Below are 14,832 nucleotides of genomic sequence, written 5' to 3' on the forward strand. Positions count from 1 at the left end.
GCGGTCAGCGCAGCGGCGTGACCAGCGCGTCGCGGATCTCGGTCAGCAGCTGGACCTCCTTGGCCTCTGCCTCCGCCGCCGCCTCGGCGAAGGACTTGCGGCGGGCCGCCATCCTGTTCATGGGCACGATCAGAACGAAGTAGACGACGGCCGCGGTGATCAGGAACTGCAGGACGGCGCTGAGCACCGATCCCCACAGGATGAGGATTCCGGACGTGACCTCACCGGTCGCGCTCACCTCGCAGGGCCCCTTGAGGCAGGAACTGTAGGAACCCAGGTCCTTCGTTCCGAACACACCGACAATCGGATTGATCACGCCTTTGACGAAGGCGTTGATGATATTGGTGAAAGCCGCACCGATGACCACGGCGACGGCGAGTTCGACGACATTTCCACGCAGCAGGAATTCCTTGAAGCCCTTCATGCCGCCTCGAACGACGAAGTCGTTTCCGGGTTACGGGTGATCTTCCGAAGCTCCGGATTGACAACCCGTCCGGCCCGGCGCGCCCCCGCCGAGCGGCGGCAGACCGGCCCGCGCGGGCCCGAGCGCGAGCGCGGCCGCCACCGCGAGCAGCACCAGCGCGGGCACCCCGGCCCGCCGCCGCACCGCGCTGCGCCAGCGGTGCCACCCGCCGCACCCGCGCCGGATCGGCGGAAAGCTCGGCACCTCCTGCCGGGGCGGCACGGCGGGCGCGGGCAGCGGGACGGAGAAGCTCACGGTCGTCATCGACGCACCTCCGAAAGGTCCGGCAGCCGACCCCGGTGGACCGGCTGACGACCCACACGATGCGCCGTCGGGGCGGACTCGGAAAGCGGTTTCCCTCAGGCTGTGGACAAACCGGCCCCTGTGGACAAGTTCGTACACTCGCGCGAGTGGATCCGACTCTTCCGCGGTGACAAAAGCGGTGTGAAAAGACGCGGAGAGACGGGGAAGGGCGCGAAAAGGCCCGCCGCCCCCGCAGGAATGCGGGGCCGACGGGCCTTTCCGAGGACTGCTGGGCGCCCGGGTCGTTCCGTCCCGGGGCCGGGGATCAGCTCGCGGCCGGAGCCGGGCTGGACGGCGCCGAGGAGCCCGTGCTCGAAGCGGGCGCCGGGGTGGACGACGTCGACGAGGTCGACGAAGACCCGGAGCCGACCGAGCTGCTGGAGGAGGAGCGACTGTCGGTCCGGTAGAAGCCGGACCCCTTGAACACGACACCCACCGCCGAGAAGACCTTGCGAAGCCGTCCCTGGCAGTCGGGGCACGTGGTCAGCGCCTCGTCGGTGAACTTCTGCACCGCCTCCAGGCCGTTGCCGCACTCGGTGCACTGGTACTGGTACGTGGGCACTTGTCTTCCTCCTGGCACTCTCGCCTTATGAGTGCTAACGATGGTCAATGATGCGGCATTCCGCTGGATCAGTCCAGCGACTCCGGTGTGAGATGCGACCGGCCTCGGCTGCCGGACCACCGCTCGCTCATCCCTTGGCCGCGCCCACCAGCTGCGCAGCATCTCCGCGCTCCCCGGAGGCCGCTCCGGAAGCCGACGCGGAGGCCGCTCCGGAGGTCGCGACGATCCGGCCGCGCCCCGCGCTCGGCGCCACCAGCAGGTGTCGCAGCGAGAACAGCGTGACCAGCCCCAGTCCGGCGCCGATCAACGGCACCAGGAAGCCGGTGGACGGCCCGTGCCCGTCGATCAGCTTCCCGGCCGCCATCGAGCCGACCGCGAGGCCCAGCCCGATGGCACCGGTCAGCCAGGTGAAGGCCTCCGTCTTGGCGCCGTCCGCGACCAGCGTCTCGACCAGGGTGTAGCCGCTGATCAGCGTCGGCGCGATGGCCAGACCGCAGACCAGCCCGGCGACGGTCAGCGCGACCAGGTTGGGCATCGCCCACAGCGTGGAGCAGCCCAGCACCAGCAGCGCGTAGCTGATCAGCATCCGCTGCTGGACGGGCCGGCGCCAGGCGATCACGCCGTACAGCACGCCGGCCAGCATGGAGCCGCCCGCGAAGATCCCGTAGACGGTGCCGCCCGCGGCGTGCTGTCCGACGGAGTCGGCGAAGGCGTTGACCGAGACCTGCATGCCGCCGAACACCGCGCCGACCCCGAGGAAGGTCCCGGCGAGCAGCCGGACGCCGGGGGAGGCGAGTGCCGAGGTGCGCTTGGTGCCGGGCTGCTGCACGATCCGGGCGGGGGCGGTGCGCCGCTGGGCGGCGAAGGCCAGGCCGCCGGCGACGGTCAGCGCGGCCTCGGCGACCAGGGCGGCCGCCGGGTTGGCGAGGGCGGCGATGCCGGAGGCCAGGATCGGGCCGATCACGAAGGTGAACTCGTCGGTCACGGACTCGAAGGCGAACGCGGTGCTCACCCGGGCCGCCGAGGCGTCGGAGGGGCCGTCGGCGGTGAACCGGGCGATCCAGCGGGCCCGGACCATCGCGCCGATCTGCGGCACGCTCGCACCGGCCGGCACGGCGGCCAGGAACAGGCTCCAGGCCGGGGCGTGCCCCAGTGCCAGCGCGATCAGGGCGCCGACCGAGGCCCCGTGCACGAGGACGGTCGGGACCAGCACCGCGGACTGCCCGTACCGGTCGGCCAGCCGCCCGGTCTGCGGTCCGATCAGGGCCTGGGCGACGGCGGCGACGGCGGTGACGGTTCCGGCGGTGCCGTACGAGCCGTGGGTCTGGGTGACGAGCAGCAGGATGCCCATGCTGAGCATCGCGTAGGGCAGTCGCGCGACGAGGGCCGGGGCCAGGAAAGTCCAGGCCCCGGGGGTGCGCAGCAGCTCGCCGTACCCGACTCGGGTGGGGGTCCGGGCTGCGGTGGTGTCCGCGGTGGTGTCCGCGGCGCGGTCGACCGTTCGGCGGGCCGTCACGGTCGGTCCTTCCTGCTGCCTGGTAGCGCGGCAGGGCATGGGGTGGCCCCGACGGCGCCGAGAGTCGTCCTCTCGCGCGTCGACCGGGGTGATACCGGGTCGGCCCGGTGTGGTTGCCGGGGGTGGACCGCGGCCGCCGAGCGGTCGCGCCAACTCTGCGTCAGGCAGATGCTGGGGTGTTCTGAGCGGTGGTTATACGGCGTGGTCGAACCAGCATACAGTTACGCGCGTAGATCCCGCCAGTCCACCCCTTTCCCGGCGACCCCGGAACGCCCCGGGCACCCCGAATACCCCACCCGCCCCGAGCGCCCCGAGTACCCCCAGAGCCCCCCCAGCGCCCCGGAGGCCCCGGGCTCACCGCCCGTTGAGCCACCCCGCGAGCTTGCCGCCCCTGTCCACGGCCCGCAGCCGTCGCTCCGCCGCCTCGCCGACCTCGTCCGTGGTGACCACCAACAGCTCGTCCCCGCCGCGCAGTACCGTCGCCTTGTCCGGCACGAAGGAGTTGCCCTCGCGCACGACGAGGGTGACCGCCGCGCCCTTGGGCAGCCGCAGCTCGCCGATCTCCACGCCGGACATCCGGGAGGTGGGGGAGAGCGCGACCGACAGCAGGTGCCCGTGCAGCTTCTCCAGCGGGGCTGACTCGATGCCGAGGTCCTGGCCCATCGCGCCCTCGCCGATCCGCAGCCGCTTGGCCACCCACGGCAGGGTCGGCCCCTGGAGCAGGGTGAAGACGACGACCAGGATGAAGACGATGTTGAACACGTCCGCGGCCTTGTGCGCGCCCGACACGACCGGGATGGTGGCCAGCACGATGGGCACCGCTCCGCGCAGCCCGGCCCAGCTCAGCAGCGCCTGTTCGCGGGCCGGCACCTTGAACGGGGTCAGTGAGACCACCACCGACAGGGGCCGGGCCAGGAAGACCAGCACGGCGCCTACGACGAGCGCGGGCACCACGGAGGAGCCCATGGTCGCGGGCGTGCAGAGCAGGCCGAGCAGGACGAACATGCCGATCTGCCCGATCCAGGCCAGCCCGTCGGCGAAGCCGCGGACGGCCGGTCCGTGCGGCAGCTTGGAGTTCCCGAGGATCACCGCACTGATGTAGACGGCGAGGAAGCCGGAGCCGTGCAGCAGTGCGCCGCCCGCGTAGGCGAGCACGGTGAGCGCCATCACGGCGATCGGGTAGAGGCCCGAGGAGGGCAGCGCGACGTGCTTGATCCCGTAGGCGCCGAGCTTGCCGACGGCGAAGCCGACCACCGCGCCGATCGCCAGCTCGGCGAGGATCGTGCCGACCAGGACGTACCAGGAGTCCAGCTCCCCGGTGGTGGCGAAGGCGACGACCAGGATGACCACGGGCGCGTCGTTGAAGCCGGACTCGGCCTCCAGCAGGCCGGTGAGCCGGTGCGGCAGCGGGACCATCCGCAGCACCGAGAAGACGGCGGCCGCGTCGGTCGAGGAGACGATGGCGCCGAGCAGCAGGGAGGTCCGCCAGTCCAGGCCGACCAGCCAGTGCGCGCCGGCCGCGGTGGCGAACACGCTGACCGCGACGCCGGCGGTGGCGAGCACGGTGGCCGCCGGCATCACGGGCTTGATCTCCCGCCAGCTGGTCTTGAGGCCGCCCTCGGCCAGGATCACCACGAGCGCCGCGTAGCCGATCACCTGGGTCATCGCGGCGTTGTTGAAGGTGACGCCGATCCCGTTCTGGCCCAGCGCCACGCCGATCCCGAGATAGATCAGCAGGCTGGGCAGCCCTGACCGGGTGGAGATCCGGACGGCGACCACCGCGAAGAGCAGGATCACGGAGGCTTCGAGGAGGAGCTGGTTCAGGTGGGAGACGTTCACGCAGGGGCACCTCGGGCAGGCAGGGGCGGACGGGGTGTCTGGTGTTGCTGTGAGGGCGACCCGCGTTAAGGGGGCGTCAATGCTCCTCTTGCGGATCGTTACTCAGTCTAACATTTTGCCATATCTTTAGCTTGGTCCCCCGTTCACGGTGCCCGGCCGACTCGGCCTAATGTGGTTCCCTGTCACGGCCGCAGGCCCTGGACACGCCCGCCCGCCCCGAAGTCAGGACCGCAAGGACCCAGATGCCCCGCTCGAAGAAGTTCCGGCGCGCCCGTCTGATCGTGATCGTGCTGGTCGTGCTGCTGGTGGCCGGCGTCGGCTACGGCGGCTACCGCGGGGTCTCCGCGGTCCGCGCGTCCTTCCCGGAGGTGGACGGCAGCGTCAAGGTGGCGGGCCTGGCCGCGCCGGTCGACGTGAAGCGGGACGCCAGCGGCATCCCGCAGCTGTACGCCGACACCTCCGAGGACCTGTTCCGCGCCCAGGGCTACGTCCAGGCCCAGGACCGTTTCTGGGAGATGGACGTCCGACGGCACATCACCGCCGGCCGGCTCTCCGAGATGTTCGGCGACGGCCAGGTCGACACCGACACCTTCATCCGCACCATGGGCTGGCGGCAGGTGGCGCAGAAGGAGTTCGACACCAAGCTGGCGCCGGAGACCAAGAAGTACCTGCAGGCCTACTCGGACGGCGTGAACGCCTGGCTCTCCGAGCACCCCGGCGGTGAGAAGGCCTCGCTGGAGTACGCCCTGCTCGGCGCCGTCAACAGCGGCTACACGCCCGAGCAGTGGAGCCCGGTGGACTCGGTGGCCTGGCTCAAGGCGATGGCCTGGAACCTCTCCGGGAACCTCCAGGAGGAGGTCGACCGCTCGCTGCTGGCCCAGGACTTCAGCCCGGACAAGATCGCCGAGCTGTACCCGGACTACCCGTACGCCCGCAACGGCACCATCGTGAAGACCGGCACCGTGAGCGGCGACAACTACCGCCCCGCCGACGGCTCCCCGCAGCCGGGCACCGGCAACGGCACCGCCACCACCCAGGGCGCGGCCACCACCAAGGCGCTGCTGCAGGGCCTCACCGACCGGATCGACGGGATGCCGCAGCTGCTCGGCCGCCCCGGCCAGGGCATCGGTTCCAACTCCTGGGCGGTCGCCGGCTCGCACACCACCACCGGCAAGCCGCTGCTGGCCAACGACCCGCATCTCGGCCCCGGCCTGCCCTCGGTCTGGTACCAGATGGGCCTGCACTGCCGGACCGCCTCCCCGGCCTGCCAGTTCGACGTCTCCGGCTTCACCTTCGCGGGCATGCCCGGCGCGGTGATCGGCCACAACAAGGACATCGCCTGGGGCTTCACCAACCTCGGCGCCGACGTGACCGACCTCTTCCTGGAGAAGGTCACCGGCCCGGACACCTACCAGGTCGACGGCAAGGACGTGAAGTTCGACCTCCGCAAGGAGACCATCAAGGTCGCCGGCGGGGAGGACCGCACCATCACCGTCCGCACCACCCAGACCGGCGCCCCGCTCATCTCCGACCAGCGCGACGAGCAGCAGAAGGTCGGCAAGTACGCCCCCAACGGCACCTCCGCCCCCGACCGCGGCACCAGCGGCTACGGTGTCGCCCTGCAGTGGACGGCGCTCAGCCCCGGTAAGACCATGGACGCCGTCTTCGGGCTGGACAAGGCGAAGAACTGGGACGAATTCCGCACCGCCGCCAAGGACTTCTCCGTCCCCGCGCAGAACCTGATCTACGCCGACGCCAAGCACATCGGCTACCAGGCCCCGGGCACCGTCCCGGTCCGCGGCAAGGGCGACGGCACCTACCCCGCGCCGGGCTGGGACCCTGCCTACCAGTGGAAGGACCCGATCCCCTTCAACGCGCTGCCGTGGAGCCTGGACCCGTCCGCCGGCTACATCGTCACCGCCAACCAGGCCGTGGTGGACCCGAGCTACAAGTACAGCCTGACCAAGGACTGGGAGTACGGCACCCGCGCCAAGGAGATCACCGACCAGATCGAGGGCCTGCTCAAGAACAACGGCAAGATCTCGCCGGACGACATGCAGACCCTGCAGCTGGACAACACCAACGTGATGGCCAAGACGCTGGTCCCGCTGCTGCTCAAGCAGCAGATCGACGACCCCTACGTGCGCGAGGCCCAGGACCTGCTGAAGGACTGGAACTACCACCAGGACGCCGACTCGGCGGCCGCCGCCTACTACAACGGCGTCTGGCGCCAGCTGCTCACCCTCGCCTTCGGCCAGAAGTTCCCGGCCGACCTCCGGGCCAAGGACAACTGCCTGCTGGTCCGCCAGCAGGACGACCCGACCAAGCCCGACAGCACCACCAAGATCGTCACCGAGTGCGGCACCCGCGACCCGGGCAAGGCCCAGCCGGACGGCGGCGACCGCTGGACCGAGGTCGTGCGCCAGCAGCTGGAGAAGCCCGACAGCTCGTGGTGGACCTACATCGACTCCCAGCACACCGTCCAGAAGGGCCTGGACAACCTTCTCAAGGAAGCGATGAAGAACGCCCGCCAGGAGCTGACCTCGCTGCTCAGCAAGGACATCTCCACCTGGAGCTGGGGCCGTCTGCACAAGCTGGAGCTGAAGGAGCAGACCCTCGGCACCGACGACTCCTCGATCGCCTCCGGCGTGCTCCACAAGCTGCTCAACCGCGGCCCGTACCGGCTCTCCGGCGGCTCGGCGGCGGTCGACGCGGCCGGCTGGAACGCGGCGGCCGGCTACCAGGTGGACTGGATCCCGTCGATGCGGATGGTGGTCGACCTGAACGACCTCGACTCCTCGCGCTGGATCAACGTCGGCGGCGCCTCCGGCCACGCCTTCAACGACAACTACAACGACCAGACCGACCTCTGGCTCAAGGGCAAGCAGCTCACCTGGGCCTACACCCCGGACGCGGTCGAGAAGGCCACCAAGCACAAGCTGGTGCTCACCACCGGCTGACGTCCGTACGGACACCCCGCGGCCCCGCCCCCTTCGCCCGAAGGGAGCGGGGCCGCGGTCGTCCACCCGGGTCACCCCAGCCGCCGCACCCCCGACGGCGTGACCGCCAGGTCCACCGGCCGGTCGTGCGGCTCGGCGGGCACCCGCTCCAGCAGCTCGTGCTCGTACAGCAGCACCGCCAGCACCGGCCGTACGCCCGCCCGCCCCAGCCGGGCCAGCACCCGGTCGTAGCTGCCGCCGCCCCGGCCCAGCCGCAGCCCGCCGCGGTCCACCGCCAGACCCGGCAGCAGCACCACCGAGGCCTCCGTCACCGCCTCCGGCCCGAGCCGCGGACCGACCGGCTCCAGCAGCCCGCGCCCGGCCGGGGCCAGCTCCCCGGCCCCCGCGTACGCGGCCCAGTCCAGGTCGTTGTCCGCCAGCAGCACCGGCAGCAGCACCCGCACCCCGCGCGCCCGCAGCGCGTCCAGCAGCGGCCTGGTCCCGGGCTCGGCGCCCACCGAGACGTACGCGGCCACCGTGGCGCCCGGCCCGGCCAGCTCCCCGGCGTGCCCGGCCAGCGCGAGCGCCGCCGCCGCGCGCTCCTCGGCCGAGAGCGCGCGCCGCCGCGTCAACAGCCGTGTCCTCAGATCGCTCTTCTCGTTGTGCACCGGATCCTCCACGTCTCCAGACCGTCGACGCGCAGAGCCTGCCACGCGAAAGGGCGCCCCGATGTCCACCCCGCTCCTGGTCCAGGCCCTGGCCTTGCTGAGCGCGCCCGCGCTGGCCGGCGCCACCGTCCTCGGACTGCGGGTACGACGGGACCGGGCCGGGGCCGCCGCCCGGGCGGAGCGGCTGCGGGCGCGGATCGCCGAACTGGAGGACCGCTGCGCCGAGCTGGAGCGCACCGCCTCCTGCGACCCGCTCACCGGCGTGTGGAACTACCGCCACCTGCAGCTCACCCTGGACCGGGAGATCGAACGGACCCGCCGCGCCGAGCACGCCGACCAGGCCGACCGCCCCCGCCCGCTCGCCGTGCTGATGCTGGCGATCACCGGCTTCGACGCGGTCATCGCCGAGCACGGCCGCGGCCGGGCCAACGCGATACTGCGCGACCTCGCCCAGCGCCTCGCGATGGAGATCCGCCGGGCCGACACCCTCGGCCGCTACAGCGGCGAGGAGTTCCTGGTGGTGCTGCCCGACACCGGCGCCGAGGGCGCCGCGCAGGTCGCCGAGCGGCTGGTCTGGTCGGTCCGCCGCCACCTGCTGCTCGACTGGTCCTCCGGGACGCGCGAAGCCCGCCCGGCGCACGGCAACGGCCTCACCGCCGCCGCCGGCGTCGCCGTCCTGCCCGAGGACGGCACCCACGCCGCCGTCCTGCTGCGCGCCGCCGACACGGCGCTCGCCGAGGCGAGGGCGGCCGGCGGCGACTGCTGGCGGATCTCGCCGCGCCACCGCGACCGGCCCGCCACCGGGCTTCGCGAACCGGTCACTTCCGGTGCGCAGTACGGTCCGACTGCCGAACGTGACCGTTCGGAAAAGCCGGGTAGTCTGTCGCCCTGTGCCGGAGGGGACCCCCTCGCCCAGCCGGTCCCTTCCCATACGCCTGCCGCTGTGGCCGTGCCCCGAGACGTGCTGTCCTAGCCGTCCGAGCGCGCTCGGCCGGGCGAAAACGTGCCTGAGTAAGGTAAACGCATGACGACGACCAACTCCCGAGTTCCGGTAACCAAGGCCGTAGTACCCGCGGCCGGACTGGGCACCCGCTTCCTCCCGGCGACCAAGGCCACCCCGAAGGAGATGCTTCCGGTCGTCGACAAGCCGGCCATCCAGTACGTCGTCGAGGAGGCCTCCGCCGCGGGCCTGTCCGACATACTGATGGTCACGGGCCGTAACAAGCGCGCCCTGGAGGACCACTTCGACCGCGCCTACGAGCTGGAGGAGCTCCTCGCGCGCAAGGGCGACAAGCAGCGCCTGGCCCGCGTCCGCGAGTCCGTCGAGCTGGCGAACATGCACTACGTCCGCCAGGGCGACCCCAAGGGCCTCGGCCACGCCGTCTCGGTCGCCGAGCAGCACGTCGCCGGCCAGCCCTTCGCCGTCCTGCTCGGCGACGACCTGATCGACCCCCGCGACCCGCTGCTCTCCCGCATGATCGAGGTGCAGCAGGAGCTCGGCGGCTCGGTCGTCGCCCTCATGGAGGTCGACCCCTCCCAGATCCACCTCTACGGCTGCGCCGCCGTCAAGGCCAACGGCTTCGGCGAGGACGTCTTCCAGGTCACCGACCTGGTCGAGAAGCCCGAGCCCGGCGAGGCCCCCTCGAACTACGCCGTCATCGGCCGCTACGTCCTCGACCCGCTGGTCTTCGACGTCCTGCGCGAGACCCCGCCCGGCCGCGGCGGCGAGATCCAGCTCACCGACGCCCTGCGCGAGCTGACCACCCGCGAGCCGGAGACCGGCGGCCAGGTGCACGGCGTGCTCTTCAAGGGCCGCCGCTACGACACCGGCGACCGCGCCGACTACCTGCGCGCTATCGTCCGTCTGGCCGCCGAGCGCGATGACCTGGGCCCGGAGTTCCGCTCCTGGCTGCGGGAGTTCGTCGGCTCCGAGATGCAGGACTGACACGACAGAGAGCGAGCCGCCGATGACCGGGTCCACCGAGCACAGCACCACGCCCGCAGCCTGCTGCGACGCCGGATCGGACCCGGCACCGGCGGCCCCCCGCCTCTGGACGGTGGACGAGCACCTCGCCGACGTGCTGTCCGCCGTCGGCCCGCTGCCCGCGATCGAGCTCCAACTGCTCGACGCCCAGGGCTGCCGGCTCGACGAGGACGTGACCTCCGACGGCGACCTGCCGCCCTTCGACAACAGCTCGATGGACGGCTACGCGGTCCGCACCGCCGACACCGAGGGCGCCACCGACGCCTATCCGTCGGTGCTCTCGGTGGTCGGCGACATCGCCGCCGGCGCGGGCGAGCTGCCCAAGGTCGGCCCCGGCCAGGCCGCCCGGATCATGACCGGCGCCCCCCTCCCGCCCGGCGCCCGGGCCGTCGCCCCGGTCGAGTGGACCGACGGCGGCACCGGCACCGGAGTGGCCGCCGCCGCGATGACCGCGCCGGTCCCGGACGAGGAGGTCCGCGTCCTGCGCCCGGTCGCCGAGGGCGCGCACATCCGCCGCCGCGGCAGCGACGTCGCGGCCGGCTCCACGGTCCTGGAGGCCGGCACCCGGCTCGGACCCACCCAGCTCGGCCTGCTCGCCGCGATCGGCCGGGCCACCGTCACGGTCCGCCCGCGCCCCCGGGTCGTGGTGCTCTCCACCGGCAGCGAGCTGGTCCAGCCCGGCGAGCCCGTCGGGCCCGGCCAGATCTCCGACTCCAACAGCTTCACCCTCACCGCCGCCGCCCAGGAGGCCGGCGCCATCGCCTACCGGGTCGGCGCCGTCCCGGACGACGCCGACCGGCTGCGCGCCGTTCTGGAGGACCAGCTCGGCCGCGCCGACCTGATCGTCACCAGCGGCGGCGTCAGCGTCGGCGCGTACGACGTGGTCAAGGAGGTCTTCGAGTCCTACGGGGGCGTCGACTTCCGCAAGCTGCGGATGCAGCCCGGCAAGCCGCAGGGTTTCGGCCGGATCGGCGGCGCGGCCGGAGTGCCGCTGCTCGCCCTGCCCGGCAACCCGGTGAGCGCCTACATCTCCTTCGAGCTCTTCGTCCGCCCGGTCATCCGCACCATGCTCGGCGCCCCCGACGTGCACCGCCCGGTGGTCCGCGCGCTCTGCCCGGCGGCGCTGCGCTCCCCGGTCGGCCGCCGGCAGTTCCTGCGCGGCCGCTACTCGGCGGCCGACGGCACGGTCGAGCCGGTCGGTGGCGCCGAGTCCCACCTGGTCGGCGCGCTGGCCCGGGCCGACTGCCTGATCACCGTCCCCGAGGACGTCACCGAACTGCCCGCCGGCAGCGAGGTGGACGTGGTGTTGCTGGACTCCTGAACGCCCGGGGGGCCGCGGAGTTGTACGGTAGCGCGGTACTTCGACCTGCGCGCCCCTGGAGTTACCCGTGACGACACCTCCCCCCGGCGACCGCCTCACCCACGTCGACGACCAGGGCGCGGCCCGGATGGTCGACGTCTCCGAGAAGGCCACCACCGCGCGCACCGCCGTCGCCGCCGGGCGGGTGAGGGTCTCCGCGAAGGTGGTCGAGCTGCTGCGCGGCGAGGGCGTGCCCAAGGGCGACGCCCTCGCGGTGGCCCGGATCGCCGGGATCATGGGCGCCAAGAAGACCCCGGACCTGGTCCCGCTCTGCCACCCGATCGCCGTCTCCGGCGTCAAGGTCGACCTCGCCGTCGCGGACGACGCGGTGGAGATCACCGCCACCGTGAGGACCGCCGACCGCACCGGCGTCGAGATGGAGGCGCTGACCGCCGTCGCGGTGGCCGGGCTGACCGTGATCGACATGGTCAAGGCCGTGGACAAGGGCGCCGCCATCGAGTCGGTCCGGGTGCTCAGCAAGACCGGCGGCAAGAGCGGCGACTGGTTCGCCCCGGAGGTGGACGCGTGACGGCGCACGCCGGGAAGGCGCTGGCCGTCACGGTGTCCAACCGGGCCTCGGCCGGGGTCTACGAGGACAAGGGCGGCCCGCTGCTGGTGGCCGGCCTGACCGCGATGGGCTTCACCGCCGACGGCCCCCGGGTCGTCCCGGACGGCGAGCCGGTGGAGGCCGTGCTGCGCGAGGCCGTCGCGGCCGGCTACGACGTCGTGCTGACCACCGGCGGCACCGGCATCTCCCCGATGGACCTCACCCCCGAGATGACCGCCCGGGTGATCGACCGGCAGGTCCCCGGCATCGCCGAGGCCATCCGCGCGTACGGCCGGGAGAAGGTGCCCACCTCGGCGCTCTCCCGCGGGCTCGCCGGCCTCGCCGGACGTACCCTGATCGTCAACCTGCCGGGCTCGACCGGCGGCGTCAAGGACGGTCTCGCCGTCCTGGGGCCGCTGCTCGCCCACGCCGTCGACCAGCTCGGCGGCGGGGACCACCCCCGGCCCGACGCTCCGGCACCCGGGGCTCCAGCATCCAGGAGAGGGCACTGAACGCCGGCTGGCCGGTAGAACTCCACGAGGGGGAGGTCTCGCTGCGCCCGATCCGGGCCCGCGACCAGCGCGACTGGCAGGAAGTGAGCCGCCGCAACCGGGACTGGCTGCGCCGGTGGGAGGCCACCGTGCCGCCCGGTCCGCCCGGCCAGGCCGCCGGGCCCCGTCCGACGTACCGGCAGATGGTCCGCTTCCTGCGCGGCGAGGCCTCGGCCGGCCGGATGCTGCCCTTCGTCGTGCTCTACAAGGGCCAGCTGGTGGGCCAGTTGACGGTCGGCGGGATCACCTGGGGCTCGATGTGCTCGGCGAACATCGGGTACTGGGTCGACGAGGCGGTGGCCGGCCGGGGCATCATCCCGACCGCCGTGGCGCTTTCGGTGAACTACTGCTTCCGCACGCTCGGACTGCACCGGATCGAGGTCTGCATCCGCCCGGAGAACGTCCCGAGCCGGCGCGTGGTGGAAAAGCTCGGCTTCCGCTCGGAGGGAATCCGCCCGCGCTATCTCCACATCGACGGTGATTGGCGCGACCACCTCGTCTACGCGCTGACCGACGAGGAGGTCCCGGAGGGGATGCTCGAACGCTGGCGGGCGCTCAGTTCCGGGCGAGAACCGAGTAATTGAATATATGTTCGAAAGAAATATCGATATGGCATCGACCCGGTGGCGGACCGTCACAAATACCGGCAAAATAGTCGGAGAATCAGCTTGATCACACGACACGCCGCGTCAAATTGCTGCCAGGCCTTCCCCGGCGCCCGTACGGTGTGAATCGTGAGCAGTAGCGGCCTTATCTACGCCGTCATCGTAGGGGCCTGGGCCGCCTATCTGGTGCCGATGTGGCTCCGCAGGCAGGACGAACTCAACGAGGCGCGCCCGACGGAACGCTTCAGCACCGCCATCCGCCTGCTGGCCGGGCGTTCGGCGCTGGAACGGCGGGCAGCCCGGGCCCTGGGTGACGAACCGCGTGACGACGAGCACAGCAACGACGGCCCTCCCGAACGGGACGAGGCCGCCTCCGGCGACCCCGCGGCGCAGGAGCCCGAACCCCCGGCGCAGCGCCCGGCCGAACGGCCCGCCCCGGCGCCGCAGGTCGGGGTCGAAGGCCGGGCGCGGCTGCTGGCCCGCCGGCGCCGGATGGTCACCGCCCTCTTCCTCTCCTTCGCGCTCGGCGCGGTGGTCGCGGCGGTGGCCGGACTGGCCTTCCTCTGGGTCCCGGCCGTCCCGGCGGCCCTCCTCACCCTGTACATCGGCCACCTGCGCAAGCTGGAGCGCCAGCGCTACGAGGTGAAGCTCGACCGCGTCCGGGCCGCCCAGGCGGCCGAGCGGCTGCGCAAGCGCGAGCAGCAGCGCGCCTCGGCCGAGGCGGCCGACGCGGCCCCGGCCGAGGCGCCCGCCGAGGCGGAGCCGGCTCCGCCCGCGCGCGCCCGGGCGCGGACCGCCGGCCGCCCGCACCTGCGGCTGGCCGCCGACCCGGAGGAGGCCACCGTCGTGGTGCCCTCCGCTTCGGCGGTGGCCGAGGCGACCGAGCACGAGGAGTGGGTCGACGGCATGCGTGAGCGCGGCGCGGCCGGCCCGGACTCCTGGGAGCCGGTGCCCGTCCCGCTGCCGACGTACGTCACCGCGCCGGTCGCCCCCCGGGTCTCCCGCGGCCTCGACCTGTCGGCGCCCGGCACCTGGACCGCGGGCCGTCCCGCCGAATCCCGCACCACCCCGCTCTTCGACCAGTACGCCGAGCCGCAGGCCCCCGAGGCCCGCCCCCGCGCGGCCAACGAATGACCGGTCCGCCCCCCGACCGGCACCGCTCCGGGGGGTGGTCACGGACCCCCTCCGAAAGGTGCTAGAGTTTCTTCTCGTTGGGGCTGTGGCGCAGTCCGGTAGCGCACCTCGTTCGCATCGAGGGGGTCAGGGGTTCGAATCCCCTCAGCTCCACCCAACGGACCGGCTCCGGCCGGTCCACCGAAATCCCGCCGGGAGGCAACTCCCGGCGGGATTTCGTGTTTTGTGGCGCCGAACCGAGTCCGAGCCGACCCGGAGACTCGCCGTGGTCGGGATCACAACGCCCTCCGGGGGCGGTTTCTGACGCGGTTTGGGCCTCAGGGGGGTCGGTTATGGTGGGTGGGCCCAGACGCTGACGACG

At 72.5% G+C, this 14,832-nt stretch carries 14 protein-coding genes and 1 tRNA gene; 9 read left to right on the forward strand and 6 right to left on the reverse strand.

Annotated features, from left to right (window positions below; genetic code table 11):
• Positions 1-4: 4 nt before the first annotated feature.
• The 5 genes from mscL to ACIBEC_RS16020 all read right to left on the reverse strand — a co-directional run bounded on the left by mscL (position 5) and on the right by ACIBEC_RS16020 (position 4,683).
• Entirely contained in the window at positions 5-424 is a 420-nt protein-coding gene (gene mscL / locus ACIBEC_RS16000) for a large conductance mechanosensitive channel protein MscL (protein WP_360494331.1), read from the reverse strand.
• Positions 425-454: 30 nt separating this feature from the next.
• Complete coding sequence (locus ACIBEC_RS16005) at positions 455-727, reverse strand: hypothetical protein (protein WP_360494328.1); 273 nt, start codon at positions 725-727, stop codon at positions 455-457.
• Between the two features lie 304 nt (positions 728-1,031).
• The gene (locus ACIBEC_RS16010; protein ID WP_360494325.1) at positions 1,032-1,328 is read right to left on the reverse strand and encodes an FmdB family zinc ribbon protein; all 297 of its coding nucleotides are present in this window, start codon (positions 1,326-1,328) and stop codon (positions 1,032-1,034) included.
• A 127-nt stretch (positions 1,329-1,455) separates the two neighbouring features.
• Positions 1,456-2,844: an MFS transporter gene (locus tag ACIBEC_RS16015; protein ID WP_396287946.1), complete on the reverse strand. Its 1,389-nt coding sequence runs from the start codon at positions 2,842-2,844 to the stop codon at positions 1,456-1,458.
• 354 nt (positions 2,845-3,198) lie between these two features.
• Positions 3,199-4,683, reverse strand: coding sequence for a potassium/proton antiporter (locus tag ACIBEC_RS16020; protein WP_360494322.1), 1,485 nt, complete (start codon positions 4,681-4,683; stop codon positions 3,199-3,201).
• 242 nt (positions 4,684-4,925) lie between these two features.
• Here ACIBEC_RS16020 and ACIBEC_RS16025 point away from each other — a divergent pair, with 242 nt between their 5' ends.
• A complete protein-coding gene (locus ACIBEC_RS16025; RefSeq protein ID WP_360494319.1) occupies positions 4,926-7,643 on the forward strand; it encodes a penicillin acylase family protein in 2,718 nt (905 codons plus the stop codon).
• Between the two features lie 71 nt (positions 7,644-7,714).
• On the opposite strand, the gene ACIBEC_RS16030 is transcribed toward ACIBEC_RS16025, so the two are convergent.
• Entirely contained in the window at positions 7,715-8,290 is a 576-nt protein-coding gene (locus ACIBEC_RS16030; RefSeq protein ID WP_360494316.1) for a 5-formyltetrahydrofolate cyclo-ligase, read from the reverse strand.
• A gap of 61 nt (positions 8,291-8,351) precedes the next feature.
• Between ACIBEC_RS16030 and ACIBEC_RS16035 the strand changes: the two genes are divergently transcribed.
• From ACIBEC_RS16035 to ACIBEC_RS16070, 8 genes are all read left to right on the forward strand, one after another.
• The gene (locus tag ACIBEC_RS16035) at positions 8,352-9,263 is read left to right on the forward strand and encodes a GGDEF domain-containing protein (RefSeq protein WP_360494313.1); all 912 of its coding nucleotides are present in this window, start codon (positions 8,352-8,354) and stop codon (positions 9,261-9,263) included.
• A 51-nt stretch (positions 9,264-9,314) separates the two neighbouring features.
• Positions 9,315-10,235: a UTP--glucose-1-phosphate uridylyltransferase GalU gene (galU, locus tag ACIBEC_RS16040; RefSeq protein ID WP_360494310.1), complete on the forward strand. Its 921-nt coding sequence runs from the start codon at positions 9,315-9,317 to the stop codon at positions 10,233-10,235.
• A 22-nt stretch (positions 10,236-10,257) separates the two neighbouring features.
• Positions 10,258-11,595, forward strand: a complete 1,338-nt coding sequence (gene glp, locus ACIBEC_RS16045) for a gephyrin-like molybdotransferase Glp (protein ID WP_360494307.1) — start codon at positions 10,258-10,260, stop codon at positions 11,593-11,595.
• 127 nt (positions 11,596-11,722) lie between these two features.
• Complete coding sequence (gene moaC, locus ACIBEC_RS16050; protein ID WP_360494812.1) at positions 11,723-12,163, forward strand: cyclic pyranopterin monophosphate synthase MoaC; 441 nt, start codon at positions 11,723-11,725, stop codon at positions 12,161-12,163.
• Positions 12,160-12,693, forward strand: coding sequence for a MogA/MoaB family molybdenum cofactor biosynthesis protein (locus ACIBEC_RS16055; protein WP_360494304.1), 534 nt, complete (start codon positions 12,160-12,162; stop codon positions 12,691-12,693). Before moaC ends, ACIBEC_RS16055 begins: the two co-directional genes overlap by 4 nt.
• Positions 12,690-13,316 (forward strand): GNAT family protein, encoded by a 627-nt coding sequence (locus ACIBEC_RS16060; RefSeq protein ID WP_360494809.1) that lies wholly within the window; start codon positions 12,690-12,692, stop codon positions 13,314-13,316. Before ACIBEC_RS16055 ends, ACIBEC_RS16060 begins: the two co-directional genes overlap by 4 nt.
• A gap of 150 nt (positions 13,317-13,466) precedes the next feature.
• Positions 13,467-14,471, forward strand: a complete 1,005-nt coding sequence (locus ACIBEC_RS16065; RefSeq protein WP_360494301.1) for a hypothetical protein — start codon at positions 13,467-13,469, stop codon at positions 14,469-14,471.
• Between the two features lie 79 nt (positions 14,472-14,550).
• Positions 14,551-14,624: transfer RNA gene (locus ACIBEC_RS16070), tRNA-Ala, on the forward strand.
• Positions 14,625-14,832: the final 208 nt, after the last annotated feature.

It is taken from the genome of Kitasatospora sp. NPDC051164, assembly GCF_044455625.1.
Classification (GTDB): Bacteria; Actinomycetota; Actinomycetes; order Streptomycetales; family Streptomycetaceae; genus Kitasatospora.